16 protein-coding genes, 1 tRNA gene and 2 pseudogenes are annotated in these 21,738 nt (G+C 37.3%); 6 read left to right on the top strand and 13 right to left on the bottom strand.

All coding sequences use genetic code 11. From position 1 onward, the window contains the following. Positions 1 to 609: 609 nt before the first annotated feature. The 4 genes from AYR53_RS03195 to AYR53_RS13930 all read right to left on the bottom strand — a co-directional run bounded on the left by AYR53_RS03195 (position 610) and on the right by AYR53_RS13930 (position 5,824). The gene (locus tag AYR53_RS03195) at positions 610 to 1,563 is read right to left on the bottom strand and encodes an aldo/keto reductase (RefSeq protein WP_068279432.1); all 954 of its coding nucleotides are present in this window, start codon (positions 1,561 to 1,563) and stop codon (positions 610 to 612) included. 233 nt (positions 1,564 to 1,796) lie between these two features. Beyond that, complete coding sequence (locus AYR53_RS03190) at positions 1,797 to 2,852, bottom strand: DUF6933 domain-containing protein (protein WP_068279434.1); 1,056 nt, start codon at positions 2,850 to 2,852, stop codon at positions 1,797 to 1,799. Positions 2,853 to 3,444: 592 nt separating this feature from the next. Continuing rightward, entirely contained in the window at positions 3,445 to 5,016 is a 1,572-nt protein-coding gene (locus AYR53_RS03185) for a hypothetical protein (RefSeq protein WP_068279436.1), read from the bottom strand. A gap of 598 nt (positions 5,017 to 5,614) precedes the next feature. Continuing rightward, on the bottom strand, positions 5,615 to 5,824 hold the full coding sequence (locus AYR53_RS13930) for an LbetaH domain-containing protein (protein WP_068279438.1): 210 nt from the start codon (positions 5,822 to 5,824) through the stop codon (positions 5,615 to 5,617). 130 nt (positions 5,825 to 5,954) lie between these two features. On the opposite strand from AYR53_RS13930, the pseudogene AYR53_RS03175 reads away from it, so the two are divergent. The 5 genes and pseudogenes from AYR53_RS03175 to AYR53_RS13495 all read left to right on the top strand — a co-directional run. Beyond that, positions 5,955 to 6,245 (top strand): annotated as a pseudogene (locus AYR53_RS03175) (transposase); the annotation flags it as partial. A gap of 138 nt (positions 6,246 to 6,383) precedes the next feature. Continuing rightward, entirely contained in the window at positions 6,384 to 7,949 is a 1,566-nt protein-coding gene (istA, locus tag AYR53_RS03170; protein WP_068279442.1) for an IS21 family transposase, read from the top strand. Further along, entirely contained in the window at positions 7,936 to 8,685 is a 750-nt protein-coding gene (istB, locus tag AYR53_RS03165) for an IS21-like element helper ATPase IstB (RefSeq protein WP_068279444.1), read from the top strand. Before istA ends, istB begins: the two co-directional genes overlap by 14 nt. Before the next feature lie 139 nt (positions 8,686 to 8,824). Beyond that, positions 8,825 to 9,546 (top strand): annotated as a pseudogene (locus AYR53_RS03160) (IS256 family transposase). A gap of 9 nt (positions 9,547 to 9,555) precedes the next feature. Continuing rightward, the gene (locus AYR53_RS13495) at positions 9,556 to 9,693 is read left to right on the top strand and encodes a hypothetical protein (protein WP_156520034.1); all 138 of its coding nucleotides are present in this window, start codon (positions 9,556 to 9,558) and stop codon (positions 9,691 to 9,693) included. An 81-nt stretch (positions 9,694 to 9,774) separates the two neighbouring features. Here AYR53_RS13495 and AYR53_RS03155 read toward each other — a convergent pair whose 3' ends face one another. The 9 genes from AYR53_RS03155 to yycF all read right to left on the bottom strand — a co-directional run bounded on the left by AYR53_RS03155 (position 9,775) and on the right by yycF (position 21,394). Next, a complete protein-coding gene (locus AYR53_RS03155) occupies positions 9,775 to 10,890 on the bottom strand; it encodes a hypothetical protein (RefSeq protein WP_068279448.1) in 1,116 nt (371 codons plus the stop codon). Further along, a complete protein-coding gene (locus AYR53_RS03150; protein WP_068279451.1) occupies positions 10,866 to 12,104 on the bottom strand; it encodes an AAA family ATPase in 1,239 nt (412 codons plus the stop codon). The genes AYR53_RS03155 and AYR53_RS03150 overlap by 25 nt, the downstream gene beginning before the upstream one ends. A 70-nt stretch (positions 12,105 to 12,174) precedes the next feature. After that, positions 12,175 to 12,654, bottom strand: a complete 480-nt coding sequence (gene rlmH / locus AYR53_RS03145; protein ID WP_068279454.1) for a 23S rRNA (pseudouridine(1915)-N(3))-methyltransferase RlmH — start codon at positions 12,652 to 12,654, stop codon at positions 12,175 to 12,177. Between the two features lie 1,313 nt (positions 12,655 to 13,967). Continuing rightward, a complete protein-coding gene (locus tag AYR53_RS03140) occupies positions 13,968 to 15,245 on the bottom strand; it encodes a S1C family serine protease (protein ID WP_068279457.1) in 1,278 nt (425 codons plus the stop codon). 302 nt (positions 15,246 to 15,547) lie between these two features. After that, positions 15,548 to 16,360 (bottom strand): MBL fold metallo-hydrolase, encoded by an 813-nt coding sequence (locus tag AYR53_RS03135; protein WP_068225900.1) that lies wholly within the window; start codon positions 16,358 to 16,360, stop codon positions 15,548 to 15,550. Positions 16,361 to 16,450: 90 nt separating this feature from the next. Further along, positions 16,451 to 17,278, bottom strand: a complete 828-nt coding sequence (locus tag AYR53_RS03130; RefSeq protein ID WP_068279459.1) for a two-component system regulatory protein YycI — start codon at positions 17,276 to 17,278, stop codon at positions 16,451 to 16,453. Further along, positions 17,279 to 18,607 carry a YycH family regulatory protein gene (locus AYR53_RS03125; protein ID WP_068279461.1) on the bottom strand — a complete coding sequence of 443 codons (1,329 nt, stop codon included), beginning with the start codon at positions 18,605 to 18,607 and terminating at the stop codon, positions 17,279 to 17,281. Beyond that, positions 18,597 to 20,489: a cell wall metabolism sensor histidine kinase WalK gene (gene walK / locus AYR53_RS03120; RefSeq protein ID WP_068225903.1), complete on the bottom strand. Its 1,893-nt coding sequence runs from the start codon at positions 20,487 to 20,489 to the stop codon at positions 18,597 to 18,599. Before walK ends, AYR53_RS03125 begins: the two co-directional genes overlap by 11 nt. Before the next feature lie 191 nt (positions 20,490 to 20,680). After that, complete coding sequence (yycF, locus tag AYR53_RS03115) at positions 20,681 to 21,394, bottom strand: response regulator YycF (RefSeq protein WP_068279467.1); 714 nt, start codon at positions 21,392 to 21,394, stop codon at positions 20,681 to 20,683. Positions 21,395 to 21,650: 256 nt separating this feature from the next. Between yycF and AYR53_RS03110 the strand changes: the two genes are divergently transcribed. After that, a tRNA-Lys gene (locus AYR53_RS03110) sits at positions 21,651 to 21,723 on the top strand. Positions 21,724 to 21,738: the final 15 nt, after the last annotated feature.

Here is a 21,738-nt window from a genome sequence, read left to right as displayed (position 1 = left end):
TTCTACAGGATAAAAATTCATTCAATTACGCAACTTTTGGATAATCATCAATTTCTGTTTCGTGCATAATCGTAAGACTGCATGAATTTCATATAAATACTTTTTATACTAACATCAATCATGTTGTCCAATCACTCAATTATGCGCTACTTAACGCGCCAAACGTCATCAGCTCCGCATTATTGTATAAAACATTCACACGCTTAAAGCTTTCTATAACTAAACTGTAGCACTTGTGATTGGAATGTAATTATCGTTTTTAACTATAGTTTTAATACACGGCAGATTGTAAAAATTCTGCAAATATTGCTAAGTCCTTGAGTTTTTATAAAAGACTCTAATAGTGTTTTAAGGCCCAAATAGTTAAACGACATTGCGTTCGTAAAACAATTAATTCATCAGTTATGGCCTGAGACAGGCATCTATTAGGCATAAAACAACCTAAAATTCGGTTATTATCTATTATTCGCTGATCTTTTTAATCGGTATGGCCATATTAACCCTAACCCGTTGACGTTTAATACAAAAAATGTATAGGGACCAACAATTTGATCCTTATACATCATTTTATTGATACCATTTAGAAATCTCATCAATACATTTTCGTACCTAAGGCAATGTGTGCCCGCCAGCCAAGTATAGTGCATACCACTCTTGACGTGAAAGCTGTACTTCGTTTGCTTCCAAAATATCACTTAAATGTTGTGGATTAGTTGTGCCGGCAATCATTTGAATATGTGCAGGATGACGCAAAATCCAAGCAGTCGCAATGGCAGTCTTAGACACTCCGTGAATTTTTGCAATTTGATCCAATACCTTATTAACCTGAGGTATTTCCGGATTATCAGTAATCAGACCGTGAAATTGCCACTGACCATTAATAAATCCGCCATTAACTGGTCCCTCATACTGAAGTGGTGACCAGGCCTGAAGTGTAATTTTATTCTTCTGTGAATAAGGTAATAACCCACCATCATGATCTATGCTTAGTGAATCTTTCATGTTTGTATGAATACCAAAATCGATCATACCTGTATGCATCAGACTAAATTGAACCTGATCAACTAATAATGGCCGATTTAGGGCACTTTGTAGAAACTCAATCTGAAAGGTATTCATATTTGAAACACCAAACTCGCGGACTTTTCCACTTTGCCTTAGTTGATTAAACGCAGATGAAATTTCGGCAGGCTCCATTAATGGATCAGGTCGATGGAGTAATAAAACATCCAAATAATCCGTTTGAAGACGCCTCAAAATACCATCCACACTATTCAAAATATGTTCTTTGGAAAAGTCATAGCCAAAGTCAGTCAGTCCAACCTTAGATTGGATAATCAAATCTTCGCGCTTAATGCTAGACTGCTTTAACGCCTGACCAAATATGCGCTCTGATTGACCACCGCCATAAACATCAGCAAAATCAAAAAAATTAATACCATTATCGATTTCAACCTGCATTAACTTCTGCATTTGAGCTAAATTAAGACTAGCATACCTCATACCACCTGCCGCAATGTTTGAAACCATAATGTTACTTGAACCCAATGGAAATAATTTCATTACAAAATTCTCCTCATATTAACTAATTTAAAACACAGTATAGGTCTGATCACTAAATTAAGCAGTTAATTTGCTCACCTAAATTCTAGAAATGTAGTGTTACATCAACACTTATTTTCAGAAATTCTGTTGATCCATATTCTGATTTTAAAAAATTTAGTTAATATTTTAAGGAATACGATAGGTGGTCGATTACGAAACTCCACTATCCTCTAAAAAAGCAGCAACGCAAATTACCAGAAGTCCGTCATACTATCCATAAGTTGTAAATATTCAATACCGAATTCAATATCATCCTTTATCTCTGCTCTGGCCTGTTCAGCATCAACCTGACTAATTTCACCTGCAACTTCCATGAATTTTATAAATTTCTTGATTGAGGTTGCATTGGCCTTGATTTCACTTGCTGAATAAGCAATTTTGCGCGGAAACCAATCGGCCAAATATGGTTGCACAGCTTCAACTGTTGTTAAAGGCGTTTTGATCGTATCAAATAACATAAATTCATTAATAAATAATTCAATATTCTTGACATGTTTTTTAGCGGTTTTTTCAGTTAATCCGGTCGAGTTTATCAAGTAATTTTTAAACTCTGCCAACAGTAAAGCGTTATTAGCCAGAACCTTGGCCCCGATTTGCTCATAAAGGTGGCCGTCGCCAGCAAACAGTGCCTCACTATCCTGATATTTATCCCATTGATGATAATCTAGCCAAGTTCTATTGACATGATATTCACTTACTTGCATTTCGGCAGCGTTAACCTTAGTAATCGATAACCCATTAGCAAATGCATTGGCGACTGAGTCCTTAGCAAATGCGTAGTCCTTCTGGCTAAATGGAATCTGCATTAAATAGTCCATTAATTTAGTCTGAATTAATTTGGTTCGATCAATTAGGCGGCCTTCTTTAACCATTAAAATCATATTAGTCATCGCGCCTGTTACTTGACGGTTAAACCCAGCGTTTAGCCTAACTGCTCCCGCTAATTCAAAATACGCGGCAATATCTTCAGGTGCGACACCAACAAGTAAGAACGCTTCGCGAATACCATCATTAATATATTGCTCTAAATTAACTTTGTTTTTGGCGTTAATATCATATAAAGCAACTGCGGCGTAGGTCAAATCATTAACCAGTAAAACAACCTTTTTCCGGTTCACCAAGTAGTAATTTGCGTGCCAAGAAAATAATGGATTTACCGTGGCAAAACACTTAGCCATTGCGGCATCTTCCACTTTAACTAATTTATTAAAAATCGGTAATGCCTTTTTCGTTGGATTAATGATCATTACACTAACTCCTTGCAGTTTATTTTGTATAAATTGATGTGACTTCATTATCTATGATATGACATACTTTACTACTTAGAATAGCGATTCATTCTAATAAATGGAGAGTGTTTCAACAAATAGTATATATTTCAGAAATGAGAAACATCCTTAAAATAAATGACGTCAGCATCAGCAAACGACTCCTGTCCATAACAATACTGAACCCCTTCAATAATCTAATCTTTGCAGCTCAAAACTTGATTTAACAGTGCCGTCCGTTCTTCTGGAATTCGAAGAATATCTCCGTGAGAACTTCTACCCCAGTTTAAACCATCTAATGATGTGACTGGGATATTGTATTTCAAACTCAATTTACTTGCCAGTAACGTTTTACCACTGCCAACGGGACCAATAATTCTAATTTTTATGAAAAAATTTTCTTTCAGTATCTACTCTCAATCCCTTAAACAATTGTAACTTACGAAGCAACCCTTTTCCCAGTATACAAACTAAGGCTGCTCAAAAATACGAGAAGAGGTAATAAGCAAAATTTTTTTAATCAAAACGAGGTACCAGCAGACTAATCCACTTGTACCTCGTTTTAAATTCTTTAATGATACTTTTTCTTATTCTTAAGTAACTTACGGGCCTGTTTCAGTGAAATAACTTTGCCTTTGACCTTCTTTGGTTTAGTTAACTTTGGAATCGATTTTCCAAAAAACGCGGCAGTTAACTGTTTACCTTGTTCCCGCGTTAAGGTTCCAGCATCTGTCAGTTCCGTTAATAAGCTTGAAATAAATCGGTTAGTCGCGGCAAGATGTTCGCCCGATCGCTCGGCTCGTACCCACTCGCCAAAATCACGAAAAGTTGATACTGGCCATTCAGTTGGTTTCAGCAATGCTTGCGCATAATGTAAATCCACAAAATCACTGACATTTTGAACCACTGTGACAGCGTCCCAATTTTTAGGGAATTCGTAATTTTGCCGATTCAACCACAACCGTAGTCCTGCCCGGACACCCTGTGCGTGAACTGCTATTGCAGTCTTTTTACGCCATCGACGAGTTTCAAACTCTGGTAGATGGGCACTATTCAAATAATTTTGATCCGGGTCTGGATCGTAAATCTCAGCAAGCCTTCTTAACTGTTCGGGATGCTCAGTTATTTCGCGCAATTCCTCGGGTGGCAAATCCAACATAGAATCATCAGCTTCGTAATCATCATACAGGCTATCAATTCCTCCATTTTGATTAACCTTTGTAATGTAAGCTTGAATGGCCTTTTCATCCGTAATATCGACACCGTCTTCATGCATCTTCATAGCAATTAACTTTGAAGAGCTAAAATTGGCCTGATCTCGTGATAGCTCAATCATGTCAGGGACTGCAGCAGCGATGAATCGTTTATAATCACTGGCCCGTTTTTCATTCAGCCACCCTTGATTGGCAACGTAAGTCAAAAAATGAGAAAGCGCAGGTGCAATTAACTCATAACTTTCAGGTTCCATACTTAAATAAGTTACAAATGGGCCGGTCAGAACCCCGACAATAGCCGTTTTAGTCCATGATTTGGGCGTCTTCCGATAGTCATCGTAGGCCCACTTTGCCAGACTGTTTAGAATCATACTTATAAACGCCTTATCAATTCCATCGGGTCTGCTATGCCAGTCTGAACTTTCAGTATAAGCATCTACCCACTCGCAAGTATAGCGTTCAATATTAACCGCAATATAGCTTTTCCATTCTGGTAGCCAAGGATCGGTATTAACATGACGAGCCTCACCCATAACTGTTTCTCTGATTTCTTCACCTGGATCGTCGGCATCGGTATATTCTTGAAATTCAACAAATATTTCTTCCAAATTTCGTTTATTAATTCCGATCTTATTGGTATCCGCTAAGTATCTCAGTAGTTCACTAATAATGTCGAAATTTATCCAAAAAATATGCTCTGCATCAGGATCTGCATCGGCATCAGCTTGATCAAACATCATGTATAAAACATCTAATAGATTGTCTTTGTTCCATGTACGAAACGTTCCTGGATAAATTTCAGCCATCATTTTATCAAAATATTGGACTGTACCTTGAACGAGCGATTGCGGATAATTATTAATAATTTTATATTCTGATGAATTTTGGAAGTCATCCCAAAATGCCATAATTCTACTAGTTTTGGCCACGAGTCGTCCTCCATTGAGTGTTTATTTATCGCTCATTATACGTGAAAATGAGCATTAAAAAAAGATGCTAACCAACTACCATCAAAATTAAGAGCATTTTGAACTAATAAATTGTTTTCCCAAAACATCAGGGATATACTTTTTTTCAGCTTAACAGATTAAGCGTGTCCTTAAAATCAATAAATCGGTTTCATTCTTAGGATCTTGGTATTCATTATTAAGATAATTCAAGAAAAATATGTCACTAACCTCGAAAAATAGATAAATTTTCTATAAGTAACGAATAATTTTTAATTTGAAGACATACCCTAATACTATATATATACCTATAATTGAAGTTGGTACGCTTCGTTGCCAGCATAGCAGCTCGCTGGTCAAAATAGTTATTTGATATTTAGTAAAATACCGTCTCGCTGATCCTGTTCTGCTTATTATAGCTAAAAACGCATCACTTATGATATTATCGCATTTAGCTACAGTCAAGGTCACGAAAAACGTCATCACTTATAATGGGTAATGATGTATGCCGTAATGCTACGAATGAGTCTGATTGGAATAGCACCTATTTATCTTGCTGTGAATATTCTTTAATTAGCCGTTACAGATCATCAACATCACGATCTATATCCATTTGGGCGAGCCGCTGCCGGTGCTGTATAAAAAAATCCGGCTCTAACACAGAAAAATCGATCAATAGTAATTTTTGAATTGTCTCCGGTAAGAAACGGTACTTAATTACCTTAGCTGGATTTCCACCGATAATTGCGTAAGGTGGCACATTTTTTACCACAATACTTCCGGCGGCCACCACACAGCCTTTACCTAAAGTAACACCAGTACAATGGGAGTGTACAATATCTTGTGTAAATAGTAATTGAAAAGGGAAGACCTTCCCCGTATGATTAAATCGCCAAACATAATCAACGGAGGTCTTCCCCATGGATCAGTTTAACAAAGAAATCGCCCAAGCACTACTAGCTCAAGGAAATTTAAAAGAGGTTTTTCGTACTCAATTGGAGAAAACAGTCAACAGCCTGCTTCAAGCTGAACTGACCGCAATTTTAGGCTACGATCCATATGATCGCAGTGGTTTCAACAGCGGAAATTCCAGAAATGGACAGTACTTTCGCCAAGTAGCCTCTGAGTATGGAAAACTAAATATTTGCGTACCCCGTGACCGTAATGGTGAATTCAAAGCAGCACTTATTCTACCCTATACGCGCCGGGTGTGACTGCTAAACTAAAGTGAACCATTTTCGATCAATAAGATTGAACCAAAAACGCTCGATAAGATTGAACCAGTTGAGTAAATAATAATCTTATTCCAGTACAATGTAGAAAAACATTTGTGCTGGAGGTCGAAAAAGGTGAAAAAATTGGCACTATATTCAAAAATCAATGAGTTATCAAATAATGGATTCTCTAAAAGGAGTATTGCCAGGCAACTTGGAATCTCTAGAAATACAGTTACTGCATACCTTGATCGTGATGAAGCTGAAATGTCGGAGTGGCTGGCATCGACACGTAACCGTAAGCGAGTTCTAGATGATTACGAAGATACGATTCTTAGCTGGTTAAAAGCGAATACAGATATGTCTGCAGCTCAAGTATGTGACTGGCTAGAGGAACGCAATTACGGCATTTTTGCGGAAAGTACGGTTCGTCGGTTTGTGAGTAACCTTCGACAAAAATACAAATTGGATAAGCATAGTCGCCGACGTCAGTATGAGGCAGTCCCTGAATTACCAATGGGGCTTCAGGGCCAAGTAGATTTTGGCCAAACTTGGCAAACGACTACCTTCGGTAGCCGCATTAAATTATATTTCTATGCGCATGTGTTGGCTCATTCTCGTTACAAATATGTAGAATGGCAGCTTAATCCCTTTACAACTGATGATCTAATTCGATGCTTACAGCATACTTTTAGCTTCTTTGGAGGTAAGCCTAAACAAATTGTTTATGATCAAGATCGAATTATTGTTGTTAGTGAGAATAACGGTGATATTATTTTTACTCAGGCCTTTCAGGCATTTAAACAGACTAAACATTTTGAAGCAATTGAATGTCGAGGTTTTGATCCTGAAACTAAAGGTAAAATTGAAAACGTCGTGAAATTTGTTAAAAGTAGTTTTGCCCGTGGTCGTGTTTTTCAAGACCTTAATTCTTGGAATGATGAATCAATGGACTGGTTAAAACGCCGTGGTAATGGCAAGCAGCATAATGGAACCAAACAAATTCCAACGGAAATATTTAAAGCAGAACAAAAATACTTACAGCCAATTACAAATTATCAAGCAGTGGTTCAAGAATTACCAGAACGAACCGTACGTAAGGACAACACTATTATGTATCGTAGCAATCGTTATAGTGTCCCCTTTGGGTCCTACAATGCACATGGCTATAAGATTCTTTTAAAATTTGAAGAAAACTATCTGATTATAATTGATAAAAAAACTGGTGAGGTGCTGGCCAAACATGAAGTATCCGGAGCAAAAGGAAAACTCATTCAGCAATCCAATCACCGCCGGATTCGAGATGTGGGAATTTCTCAACTAATGGAACGGGTCACCAAAGAATTTAGTGATTTGAAGCACGCTCAGGATTATATCAAACAGCTCCATGAAAAATATCCACGATATATTCGTGATCAACTTCAAGTAATATTGCGTTTAAATAGTGATCACACAACCGAGGAATTGGACCAAGCCTTGGTATTTTGTCTAGATCATCATCTAATCAGTGCCACTGATTTTAAAGCAACCGTTGAAATGCTTCCTAAATATGTAAAACATCTAGATGAAGTACAAGTAAAAATACCTGATATTCCAATTTCACAAGCAACTCAGGCCAAATTGGCAAAGATTAACCCGGAAGTTAGGTCATTAGATATTTATACCAACATCTTACAAGGAGTACAGCATGGAACAAACTAAAGAAATTCAAGCAATCATGCAGGAACTACGTTTGGGTGCTACGGCGGAAGCTATCTCTGAATTGATTCAGACTGCCAATACTAATGAGGTCACCTACGGTGATTTTGTATTATCAGTTATGAAACATGAACAACAAGCACGATTTGAAAAAGCACGTTTACGACACCTAAAGTGGGCAACATTGCCCTATCAACGATCATTAAATGAATTTAATTTAACTGTCCAACCGGCATTAAATCAGAAACAAATGAGTGAGTTAAGAACTTTAAATTGGGTTGACCAGAGCTATAATCTTATACTGCTTGGACCAACTGGTGTGGGAAAAACTTTTTTATCCATTGGATTATGTGTCGAAGCAATTGATAGTGGCTACAATGCCATCTTTATTACAATGGGAGATTTAGTACGAAATTTAAAAACTGAGACAGTTTCACGACAATCACAGATGCGCCTACGGCGTTTATATAAAGCGGATTTAATTGTTCTAGATGATTTGATGTTTATGGCCTTGGATAAGCAAGAGGCAAATCTGTTCTTTCATTTTATTAATAAACTCTATGAACAAACATCGTTTATCATCACCTCTAATAAGAGCCCTGATCAATGGGGTGAAACAATTGGAGATGAAATCATCACAGGAGCTTTCTTGGATCGTATAATTCAAAAATCACAGGTTATTGAGTTAGTTGGGGAAGGTTACCGAGTTACACATCGACAAACGATTTTTAACGAATAATTTAAGTATCTATATTTATAGGAAGTCTATAAGTGGTTCATTTTTAATGAGCGAAATATAAGCAAAGTGGTTCAAAATTAATGAGCAAAAATGGTTCAATTGAACTTGACGGTTACACCGGGTTGATGCCCTAGAAGAAATGGTTCTCAAGCTCTACGAAAAAGGGATCACAACACGGGAAATTGCCGATCTCATTGAGAAAATGTATGGATCGCACTACTGCGCAACCACAATCTCAAACATGACCCAGGTCGTCGAAGGGCAAGTTGCGGCTTTTCATAAGCGTCATTTTACTGAGTCAAGCTTCGTTTGTCTCTTCATCGATGCGACTTATCTTCCGCTCAGACGAAAGACGGTTGAACGTGAGGCGGTCTATATCGCGATTGGCATTACAGCAAGCGGTGATAAACAGATCCTTGATTACCAAATCGTTCCAACTGAAAATGGTGAAGTTTGGTCGGAATTATTAGGTGGGCTTGTAAAAAGAGGTATCAGCAACGTTCAACTAGTCGTCGCTGACGGAATGGTGGGCCTTGAATCAGCACTTGAAAGAAGTTGCCCACAGGCAAAGTTTCAGCGTTGCCTCGTTCATATGAGTCGTAATATTTTCAAAAAGTACGTGTTAGTGACCGGCAGGCCGTTATGTCTGAATTCAAGCAGATCCATCAAGCAACGACAAAATCTGAGGCACAAGCGGTTATGGCCACCTTTATTACGCACTGGGCACCTAACTATTCTGGAATGACGAAACACTTAGCGGAGACCAAAAATCTGCTTACGTTCTTTTATTTTCCGACAAGTATTAGAACTTCCATCTACTCGACCAATCTGATTGAATCTTTTAATAAATCAATCAAGTGAAAAACCAAAGTGAAGGAACAATTTCCAAATGAAGCTGCGTTGGATCGTTTCCTAGTCACACAGATGTTGGCCTACAACGATAAGTACTTTGGTAAGTCTCATCGTGGTTTCAAACAATGCCAAGATACATTAGAATCAATGTTTTGAAATTAGCTATTTAATCGTGCGAATAAGAGTTACTCATTTACACAAAATTCTTGACACTCTCATTTAGATATCCACCTAAATTTATTTATTAACGCTTTTGCCAAAATTACTTACGTTTTTGGGAACAAAGTATTTTTCAAATTTTTGGATTCTTTGCTTCATCAAAAGCATCGCTACTTCTTCTTTAGAAAAACTAATTAATTCATAATTACGATTGAAATATTCCCCATTTTCATCGGCATCTAGGACTTGTTCACTTTCAATCTTTTTAATTTGATTCTTTATTTTTTTGCTTACGCTCATGTTATTTTCAACTACTGACCATCTACTCCCTTTAGCAATAGAAAATAATTCTCCATTGCGACCTATTCTGTAAAAGAACATATCTTCATTCAGATTAATATACCCTGACTGTTTTACCTCCTTATTCAATTCTACTCCTATATCTTTTCTCCCAATCACATTCTCTATAGCATTCACAATAGGATTATTCTCAGAAACAATTTTCTGATCAGTATAATTAATTACCCATTCTTTTGCATAATTAATTGCAATTTTCTTTTTATTGTTATTAATTAAATTTCTTACTTTCTGTTTCTGACTTTCGCCATTACTACCTGTAGATTTTATAAAAACATTTTCAAAATTAACTGGATTGCTCAAATTAGTAAATTTCCACCCCCTATTAATTTGAATATCCTTAAAATTATCTAAATTAATACCAGAACTATTTAAAGCTTTATAAAATATATTTGAATCTAAAATATCCTCAATATGCGTTCCAGAACGTAAATTTCCAACACCATCACGATCAACATCAACTAGTTTTAATATTCTATCCTCTTGTGAATTAATTTGCCATCTACATGTTTTTACAGCATTGCTTGAATAAGTTGGTTGATTGTCTCCTCTATCATCTGTATCAATTATTCCTAATACATGAATATTTTTATCCTGAAAAACATCATTCGTCATTGTACTTGAAATACTTAATAAATTTGCAACTTTGCGTACACTATCTTTACCACCAACCGAAATAACTTTAACCTTTTTTGGATTAAATAGTACTTCTAAATATATTCTATCTGTAATCCCTTCACATAATATAACAAGAGAATCTTTATGACCTCTTATAAAAGACACCACACTGTTAGATAAATCATAGTAACTTTTCAGAAAAATATCGTTTGGTAGCATTTTTTTGCCCTAGGAGCAAATAAATCTTGCAGTTTGATAGTTGTAGTTTTTGACCCATGAGTATCCGATTCAACATATATTAAAGATCCTTCTTTTGTTGTAGGAAGTACCCCGTACCAATGCGTTGTTACTATCACCTGATGATGAGAGATATTTGCTAAATTCTCTAAAACCTCGAACTGTCTAAATATATTATCTATATCTTGAGACATTTCCGGTTCATCAATTGCAAAAATAAATCTTCCTTTCTCAATTTTTGATTCACGTTTCTTTAGTAATGAGCTCATGACATCAATAACCGCCTGTCTTTGTTCCCCTGAGCTTAAGTTCAAAAGTGGCGTAGCATTATTCTTTAATAACTGTCTTGTTTCAAAATATGCCATTACTACTTGCTCAGCTAAATCGCTTGTTCGCAACTTACCATGATTTTTAGCAGCATAGCTATAGGCACTATCATTTATTGATAGATCTCTATTAATTTCATCCACATAATTATCCAATTCGTTATTAATAAACTCAATTGCAGTCATATTTGTACTAAGAATTTTCTCTTTACCTAGAACCCTTATTATCTTTGTAGTCGTACTCTCCGTTAAAGTCTTGGATATATTCTCTCCATTTAGCTTGAGTATACTTCTCGTGCCTGAATCTGTAGGTATGTAGATATAAGTGTGATATAAACTCACTGCTTTATATAATAAATCCATCTCATCTCCATTTATTGATGACTTAAAGGCAGTTTCTAATGGTTTTGTTGTACACGCTCTTTCATTGGTTAAACCAATCAGAAGACAATACTCATCGTCTCCCACTTCAGGTTGATTTTGTTTTAATTTCTTTAGAGTTAATTGAGATGTTTCAGGGATGTCATTATCTAAAAAATCATTAACTATTTTATTCACTTTTTCTGTTGCGTCAAGTAACTCATCAGCCTTAGCCTTAAAATTCTTTTTTATAAATTTCTCCCATGCAATTTTATTTAGTTTAACTAAAACAGAAACATACGATGAATCATATGACTTAGTTTGATTATTACGAATCCATGAAACCGATGAATTAAAGAAAAAATCTAATGATTGTAAAATGGCACTTTTCCCAACACCATTATGTCCAAGAATCGTAGAATAGTAACTAGCCTCATCATTTATAAAACTAATATAATCCACACTTCTATATGATTTAAATTCTCCTATAAATTCCCCTATAATTGCCAAATATTATCAGCTCCTACAATATTTTTTAACAGCATACATATCCCATACTTAAAACAATCTAGTCTTTACATCACTTATGATACGGACTACCTTCATTAATCATAAACGCCCGGTAAATCTGCTCGATCAAAACCAACCGCATTAGTTGGTGGGGTAAGGTCAGCTTTCCAAAGGATAATTGATCGTCACTACGTTGTAAAACCTCTGGTGACAGGCCTAATGAACCGCCAATAACAAAAGTAATGTCCGAATGGCCGTACGTTGTCAATTGATCGAATTCTGCAGCAAATTGTTCTGAGGCGCGCTGCTTACCTTGAATCGCCAATGCATAAACGTATTCTTTGGCCTTAATTTTAGCAAGAATTCGTTCACCTTCCTTACGCTTAACCTCAATCATTTCAGCATCGCTTAATTTTTCCGGCGCCTTTTCGTCGGTCACTTCAACGATTTGTAACTTGCAGAAGCTATCTAAACGCTTAGCGTACTCGGCAATACCCTGTTTGAGGTACTTTTCCTTCAATTTGCCCACGCCGATTATTTTAATATTCATTCGTACTTATCCTCCATTTAAGAAATGACTAGCCAAATAATATCCCAGCGCGCTAATTCAAAAAAAGCATCGCTAAACAAAAATTTTAGCCTATTTTTTATCAAGCTGTGGATGAGCGGGCGATGTTACCCACCGTAAATAACAGGTTATCCACAAAAGTTATCCACATGTACACAACTCGTAAATCAAAATGTTGGGGGTCAAAATAATTCGACCACAAAATACTGATTTTAGAAAAAATTAATTTTTTTCGTAAAAAAGTTATCCCCAAAAATTAAAGCGTTCGTTAAGTTAGCGCTTGCGTTCTATAAAACTTATTATACCAGACTTTAAGTCCTAACTTAATCTAAATAATTACAAGTTATCAACAAGCACAAATTCAAACTGTGGATAACATAAAAACAAAAAATAGCGGTATTCTAGCAATTATTAGTTATCCACAGCTGTGTACAAAGCTGTTAACAACCCTTATGAACATTGACAAATCTATTTCTTAACATTACTTAATGTTCGTTTTTACCCAATTGATTACGAAAGACTATTAAATTAGCGAAAAATCGTCTAATCAATTTTTACTTTAACGAATAATTACTATTTGCTAATCTAAAAACTAGTGATTTTTACCCAATTACCCGCTTAAACCTAATTTGGCGTAAGCATCAGATAATCTTGCTAAAAAATCCGAATTCACTATTTTGATATCAGCGCGCTAGACTATCCGAATGATTCTAAAAATCTGTTTTAGGCACAAAAAAGCTAGTCGTAAAAATAACGACTAGCTTTTTAAATACCGCCACATCAGTGTTTTGGCATTACAATGAGCGTTTTGGGCTAATAATTTTCAATTGCGGAGTAGAATCTAACCACTTTTATTAGTATTTTCCTGATTAGTGTAAACGTGTTTGAAAAAGCAGATTCCTGCGGTTGCCATGTTTCAACTTGGCGGTTTTCGCCTTGCTAGTTCTTGCGGTGACCGAGACGAATTGAGTCGAGGAAACACAGTTATGGACTTTATAACTGTGTTCCTTGTTTTTGCCACAAGAATAGACAACATTCGAAGCATCCTAAGTTATTTGCGATCTTTGCAAATAACTTACCGTAATTACGAAGTAGTAGTTGAATAGACAACGTATGAAGCATCAAGATTATTAGCGATTTAGGCTAATAATCCTCAATTGCGGAATAAGCCAAATCACCTTTTTCAAAGGTAATTCGGTCGTTTAGGCTGCGACTCGGACTTCGGTTTATCCTAGTCCGATCGACATCGTTAGTAATCCTCAGAATCTAAACGCTTTTTCAAACACTCCCCTAAGTTAATCAGTAATATCTAACTGACTAGTGTTCTCCGATAATTTAATTGAGCCAGATTTTTCTTGTCCATCATGATAGTACTTAACGCTAACAGTATCACCGACATTATGATTATATAGTTCAGAACGCAAATCGGCGCTACTGTCTACTTTCTTACCGGCCAATTGCGTGATCACATCGTATTTCTTCAAGCCGGCGTTACTGGCTGGCGAATTACTCTTAGCAGACATGACGACAACCCCACCAGTGACACTTGATGGTATTTTCAAAATTGATTTCTGTTGTGCTGAAGAGATGTTAGACAGATCAACCATTGAAATGCCAAGTGCTGGTCGCACAACCTTCCCGTTAGAAACGAGCTGATCAATAATCTTAACAACTTCATTACTTGGAATTGCAAAGCCCATTCCTTCAACCGTTGCGTTGCTACTACTGCTAGACGAGGTTCCAGTGCCACTTAATTTCATTGAATTAATCCCGATGACTTGGCCTTGAATGTTTAGTAACGGACCACCAGAATTACCGGGGTTGATGGCAGCATCGGTTTGAATAACCGTTGCTTCACCGGTTTCTTGACCAGTAGTTTCATCCTGAACTGGAACGGTTCGTTTCTTAGCAGAGATAATTCCTTGGGTGACTGACGTCGCGTATTCCGAACCTAATGGTGACCCAATCGCAATGGCAGGTTCACCAACTTTAATCGAATCGGAATTTCCGAAGCTGGCAACTTGCGTGACTTTAGCCGAATCAATGCTTAAAACAGCTAAATCAGTCACTGAATCAGTACCGACCTTTTTTGCATCTAACTTAGTGCCATTACTCAGGATAACTTCTAATTTTTCTGAGCCAGAAACAACGTGATTATTCGTAACAATGTAGGCCTTGCCGCTTGCCTTCTTGTAGATCACACCAGAACCTTCGCTGTATTCCGTCAAATCTTTACTACTGCTACTACTAGAGCTGTCACTAGAGCTATTACTGCCACCAAAGTATTCGGATAATCCACTACTATCAGAACTACTTTGCTTTTGCAGGTTTACAACTGAGACAACTGAATTTTTTGTATGATTAAAAACATTAGATACTTGTGAATTTGTACTAACCTTAACGTTACTGACTTTAGTACTGCCAGCCTTACTTGTGTTCACGACACTACCATTAGAATCGCTACCACTATTAAAGAAATTAGCACCACCGTAAACAACACCGCCACCAATAACAGCGGCTACCACAGCTACGACTGCCGTTCGAATAAGACTAGAACCATGCTTATTTTGCATACTCTTCCTCCAATTTCCGGACTAAAAGGCCCTGAGATAAGCCTTGCACGTTACGTTTTTTAGTCCACACTTCTAAATATACCACGTCACCAATAAATTAGAACGGATAACGCACAAATTGCTTTACGACCTATAAGATAACGCAAACATTTGAATAATTCTTGAAAAAGTTAGGATTTATTCCACAAAAATAAAGAAATAAGCACAATAATTGATAAAATACGTAAAAAATAACCCTTAAACCTATGATAAAACAAAGTTTATCGCAAATTTAGGGGTTTAGAAGACTATAATTATTTAACTTAAATTATCATTAGTGGTGAAGCATCATCGGGTTCGGTATCATACAATTTAAAATCATGATCAACACCATAATCGTGTTCTTTTAACATGGAAGAAACGGTTAAGTGACAGAGTTCCTTCATGTTATTGTGCAAACTACGATGTCCTAGGAAAACCTTTTTTGTTCGGTTGCCAATGACGCTCATTAAACCATCCGCACCGGCCTCATTACTAAGGTGCCCTTTATCGCCAAGAATTCGTTGCTTGAGTGGCCAAGGATACAGGCCCATGCGCAACATTTCAACATCATGATTACATTCAAACAAATAGGCGTCAGCATCATTAATTTCAGCACTGAGTCGTTCTGACACATAGCCGGTATCCGTTAAAATAACAAAGGTCTTGCCGGCGTGTTGAAATTCATAAAACTGTGGATCGACAGCATCATGGGAAACCCCAAAGCTTTGCACGTCTAAATCACCAAGCTCTTTAAAGCTACCCGTATCAAAAATTTGTTGTTGGTTTTCTGGAACCTTACCAATCTTGGGTAACATGGCCTGCCAAGTAAGCTTATTCGCATAAATATTTAAATTATGATAGCGCCGCGCCAACACACCAACACTCTTGATATGGTCAGTGTGTTCATGGGTAACCAACAGATCATCGACCTCAGTTAGATCACGACCGATGTTTTTCATCAAGTTTTCGATCTTTTTACCACTCAAACCAGCATCTACCAGAATTTTACGTTGTGGTGTCTCAATGTAAGTTACATTGCCTGTACTACCACTACTTAAGATACTGACCTTCAATTGATCATCCTTGTTGTCCATCTATTGTGATCTCCTTTTGTCCGTTAAACTCATCTACCGCATTCTACCATGAAAATTGGCCAAATGCACTTTTCCAGAGATCAAGCGCGCTTAATTAGAGGCGGTAGTTGCCAAACTATTATCGTTGTTATTCTTCATTAAAGCACCAGTAAAGGCGTTAATCCGTTTAATCTGAATATTACCAGAGTTTTTATTTTCAATGGCAATAAACCACGCCGGAATGTAAACACTACTATTGTTAACGTCTAATAAACGCGAATAGCCAACACTGGTCCACTTAATCGTTGCTCCAGAAGAAATTTCATTATCCGTATAGAGATCTTGAACGGCCTGCTTAGCACTAATCGTCTGTTCTTTTTCCCGTAAGGTTGTTAGCCGATTAATATAGGTTTGTTGATAATTAGTAACTTGATGATTATCGTTCACCTGAAATACCAGCTCGCCGGCCTCGTCATAAAGATCCCCTTCAGAGATTTTCTGTGTAAAAACAAGTCGATCTGCGGTTGAAAATTCCCTTGAGTAACGGTACTGATCACCATGCAGAATCTGGTGTTCATTTTTCATAATTTCTTTTAATTGATTAATTAAGCGCAGATTCGAGCGCGCTGAAATTGAGTTGTAAAAGTGACCGTATAAACGATTGTCATTAAATGTCACTCGTTGTCCGGTTAAACGCTCACTTTGCTCTTGCAACGTTCGGTTAGGTTTACTAGCTAAGTAATACCCCGTGTAGGTCTTACTCGATAAATGCGGTGTGGTAACTTGATCATTACTCATTTCCCGTTTAATTGTTGTATTACGTGAGACGCTAGAATCAATCATCTCAATATTTTGATTTTGCTGGTAAGAGACGAATAAAAAAATATCCAAACAAGCAAAGACAACTAGAAAAATAATCTCAATTCGTTTGAAATCCAATTAATTCGCCTCCTCACTAGAGCTATCTTCATTCTGATCGGTATTCAGCATTTGACTTAAACTCAACCAACTACCGTTATAGTTAATGTAGTAAGTAGGAGTCAGATCAATCACCGAATCCGATGAGTGATTAACTTGCCAATGATAACCCAGTTGAACGGTTTTAACATCCGTTAAGTTATAACCGGCATTTTGTAGCTGATCCAACATATTTTGAGTTGTTGGTAGCGTTACTGCTTGCTTGTCCGAAGGCAGTGGTACTTGCAACGAATAAACTGAAAAATCTAGCTTATTCCCAGTTGCCATCAGCTGAACCTTAACCGTGCCAAAGTTGGTTTGGTTAAAGACCGGAAAGCCCTCAACATAGCTACGGTAAACGACGGTTCGATCTTGTGGATTGTAATAGAAATAACGCATGTTAACTGGTGTATTCCCTAAATTTGATAGTTCACGAAAACTGTCGGTTAAGATACTCGTTGTGTTTTTAGCTGTATTGCTGGTGGAATAATCTTCGAAATTAATCGTACCGTTTTTATGGTTAACCTGAAGACTCTTATAAGTACCATCATTATAAATTGTGCTATCGCCAACCTCTTTAGAGTCAACTGAATTAGGCGATTTACCACCCAGTAAAGCAGTAACAAAATCGGTTGGATTTTGCTTATTGAGTAAGTAACTATACTGCGCCACTTGAACCGATTGTTCGTAAAAAATTTGTGGCCGCTTATTCATTAATTGCTCATTAATTGGCATTTTTACAGTTGCCTTATTGATTGCTTTTTTCAAAACCGCTAAATTCTGTTTACTTACTTTAACGCGGTATCCGTGCGTTTGCCGGTCACTTAAGAGGTAAACAACCCCTTTTTTGCCTAAGGGGATCAATAATCGGTTAAAATTCTTATTGCGGTCCTGCTGGCTAACTTTCTGACCAAAAGTTTGGCCAAAAATTGAGTAAGAAACGTTACTTGGATAATTAATACTAAGCATATTACCCCGGTTAATGAGCTTAAGGTACTGCTTGGCCGTCAATTTAACGGTTGTAGGGCGACCAAAACGCCATTTTTTAACATCACTACGTAAAGTATCAATTAAATTTTCTTTTTTATTATAAATTAGATTTTTTTGCCCTTGTTTAGTTGTGGCCATAATTTGGGTTGGAAGATAAACGGCCGCTAAATTTTTAGTATCCAGTTGGGTTTGTTGGGGCGTAACGTCAGTCGTATTCCGTTGAAAACGTGCATTATTAGTCCAAATTAACCCTGAAAGAATAATACTGATTACGATCAGGACGGACAAACTCACGCGCAGGATTAGATTTTTAATTTTCATCCCAGAGATCATCCTCCTCTTCATCGTAAGGTTGATATGACAGAGAAATATAGAACGTTGAGCCTTTACCTTCCTCACTGTCTACCCAGATACGGCCATTAAGGGCCTCAACAACTTCCTTAGAAATTGCTAGTCCAAGACCAGTACCACCTTGGGCCCGAGAGCGTGCCTTATCTACCCGGTAAAAGCGGTCAAAGACGTGTGGTAAATCCTTCTTAGGAATACCTAAACCTTGATCAGAGATACTCAAAATAACGTGATTGTTGGTTTCCAGTAAACGGCAAGTCACAACACCGCCATCAGGTGAGTATTTAATCGCATTATTCATAATATTATCGATAACCTGCATAAATTTATCGGTGTCGATTTCAACCCATAAGTCACGTTTAGTGAATTCACGTTTAATCGAATATTTTTTGTTGGCCGGTAAATTTCTAGCCTCAGTTCGATTATTGTCCGCGGCACTCGTATCTGCCTTAATCATCATATCAAACCGATTGAGCACGTAATTAAATAACTCATTAAGGTTAACTAACTCCATATCCATTTTGACGGTCCCGGAATCCATTCGGGACAGGCTCAACAGATCATTAATCATCCGGATCATTCGGTCTGTCTCTTCCTGCGTTACGTGTAGGAAGTCTGGCGCAACCTTAGGATCCTTCCAGGCACCATCCGTTAAGGCCTCTAGATAGCTACGCATTGAAGTTAACGGCGTCCGTAATTCATGAGAAACGTTGGAAACAAACTGCCGCCGTTCGCGCTCATCCTTTTGTTGTTCCGTGACATCATGTAAAACACAAACGATCCCCGAAATAAACCCAGTTTCACGTTGAATCAAAGAAAATTCGGCGTGTAGGATTAAATCATGTTCGTGACTAGAAAAATCTAACATTAATTCCGTTTGGTTTTCCAATAAGTCTCGAATAGTGTGATCGTTCCCAATTTTTAAAATCTGTAAAATTGATTGACCAATCACAGCGCTATCGTCAACATCAAGGAAATCAGCTGCCGCCTCATTAATAATGATCACGTTTCCCCGCCGATCCGTTGAAATAACACCATCGGTCATATGTGATAAAACCGAGTCCAAACGACGACGCTCTGCTTCTGAGGCCTCCTGTGCTTCTTCAACCCGAACTGACAAATTATTAACGGCTACAGCTAATTGTCCTAATTCATCCTGCCCGTAAATTCGAACCTGCCCTGAATAATCACCACGGGCCATTCGAATAGCCTGTTTTTTCATCTCATCAATTGGCCGTGTAATCGCACGACTAATCACAATTGCAATTACTGAAGAGAAAAGCGCCGCCACTAACGAAGCCGTCAAAAAGATAATGGTAATGCTATTAATCCCCTTATACACACTTTCCATATTGGCGCGTACGTAAATAGCACCAACCACGCTATTACTATCGCCGCTAGGATTAATTAACGGAACGATCGTGACGTAATAGCTTGCTTGGTTCTTTTTATCATAGGACAACGTTTCGTACGAACGATTATTATAGAGGACGTTCTTAACGTCACTATCAGGCGTTTTTTGGCCAACTTCACCTTGATCGTTGACATCACTAGTACCACGAATAATACCTTTACTATCAACAACGCGAATATCGGCGGAATTATTAAGGTCCGCTAAAACATTGCCGATCTCTTTGTTGGCCGAAGTTGCATCCGTCTTCAATAAGTCATCTGCCAATTGGTTATTCACGTAAGCTGGTGTTTGAACCTGTTGTTTAAAAGTTTGAATATTCTGTTGTTCTAACTGTTTGACAAAATAAGCCCCAATGATTTCCAAGGTTACCATCAGCAGCAGAATAAATACCAGTGCAATTTTAAAATTAATTGATTGAAAAAAATGGATTTTTTTATTCATAATGAATCCTTAATCTGACTTTCTGTTGCCCAATAAATATAAAATAATTTTTACGCTAATTAGCCGCTGTAACACCACGACAATATACGATAAGCAGTACAATTTTCTTGTACTGCTTATTGGCTATACTGTAAAAAGCATTAGTGCAACACATTGCTAGTGCGATGCTATTTCTAATAGTGCATATGGCTCTATTCCGCTTCTGGGTTTCGCAAATAGTAGCCTACACCACGACGGGTAACTAACCATTCTGGATGACTTGGGTTATCCTCGATTTTTTCACGTAAACGTCGTACTGTAACGTCAACCGTCCGAACATCACCAAAGTAATCGTAGCCCCAAACTGTTTGGAGTAAATGTTCACGCGTCATGACTTGGCCAATGTGTTGCGCTAAATAATGTAGTAACTCAAATTCACGGTGGGTTAACTCAATTTTGTCCCCACGCTTAGAAACAATATATGCATCAGGGTGAATAGTTAAATCACCAATCTGAATTTCGTTATTTTCATCATTTTCTTGTTGTTGAGCATTATTAATCGTTCCTTGACGGCGTAGATTAGCCTTAACTCGGGCAACAAGTTCGCGATTAGAGAAGGGTTTAGTTACGTAATCATCGGCGCCCATCTCCAAGCCTAATACTTTATCAATCTCAGAGTCCTTGGCCGTTAACATGATAATTGGCATATCATGATCTTTCCGGACTTCACGCGCAACCTCCAAGCCATCAATCTTAGGTAACATTAGATCGAGTATAATTAAATCAGGATTTTCTTCACTTACTTTTTCTAAAGCTTCTTCACCATCATATGCCGTAACAACATCATAACCTTCTTTAGTCAAATTAAATTTAACAATATCAGAAATCGGTTTTTCATCGTCAACGACTAGAATTTTTTTTGCCATGTGTGGGTATCCTCCTTGGATGCGCTTCGGTTACAATTATAACCATTCAGGTAAGTCTTGGCAAAATAGGCGTTAAATTTTACCTTTGTGTGCTTATCGCTTACCAATTAAAACGCTAACGTAATTTTATAATAAAAGCACGTTCTTACAAAAATAAACACGTGATTTCATTGAACTTTAAAGAAATATAAAATTTTTACAAAAAAGATTTGCGTGACTGATTATTATTTGCTATACTATTTCTTGTTGATGACATGGATCGTTAGCTCAGCTGGCAGAGCAACGGACTCTTAATCCGTGGGTCCGGGGTTCGATCCCCCGACGGTCCATCTATTTCATTGAGT

This window comes from Loigolactobacillus backii (genome assembly GCF_001663675.1).
GTDB classification, from domain to species: Bacteria; Bacillota; Bacilli; order Lactobacillales; family Lactobacillaceae; genus Loigolactobacillus; species Loigolactobacillus backii.
This window is presented reverse-complemented; position numbering and strand designations above follow the sequence as displayed.

Excerpts from the sequence above, each read along its gene's own strand:
- walK (WP_068225903.1), bottom strand. The coding sequence starts at position 20,489 with ATGAATAAAAAAATCCATTTTTTTCAATCAATTAATTTTAAAATTGCA.
- AYR53_RS03125 (WP_068279461.1), bottom strand. The coding sequence starts at position 18,607 with ATGAAAATTAAAAATCTAATCCTGCGCGTGAGTTTGTCCGTCCTGATC.
- AYR53_RS03135 (WP_068225900.1), bottom strand. The coding sequence starts at position 16,360 with ATGGACAACAAGGATGATCAATTGAAGGTCAGTATCTTAAGTAGTGGT.
- rlmH (WP_068279454.1), bottom strand. The coding sequence starts at position 12,654 with ATGAATATTAAAATAATCGGCGTGGGCAAATTGAAGGAAAAGTACCTC.
- AYR53_RS03195 (WP_068279432.1), bottom strand. The coding sequence starts at position 1,563 with ATGAAATTATTTCCATTGGGTTCAAGTAACATTATGGTTTCAAACATT.
- istB (WP_068279444.1), top strand. The coding sequence starts at position 7,936 with ATGGAACAAACTAAAGAAATTCAAGCAATCATGCAGGAACTACGTTTG.
- AYR53_RS03190 (WP_068279434.1), bottom strand. The coding sequence starts at position 2,852 with ATGATCATTAATCCAACGAAAAAGGCATTACCGATTTTTAATAAATTA.
- yycF (WP_068279467.1), bottom strand. The coding sequence starts at position 21,394 with ATGGCAAAAAAAATTCTAGTCGTTGACGATGAAAAACCGATTTCTGAT.
- AYR53_RS03140 (WP_068279457.1), bottom strand. The coding sequence starts at position 15,245 with ATGCAAAATAAGCATGGTTCTAGTCTTATTCGAACGGCAGTCGTAGCT.
- AYR53_RS03155 (WP_068279448.1), bottom strand. The coding sequence starts at position 10,890 with ATGCTACCAAACGATATTTTTCTGAAAAGTTACTATGATTTATCTAAC.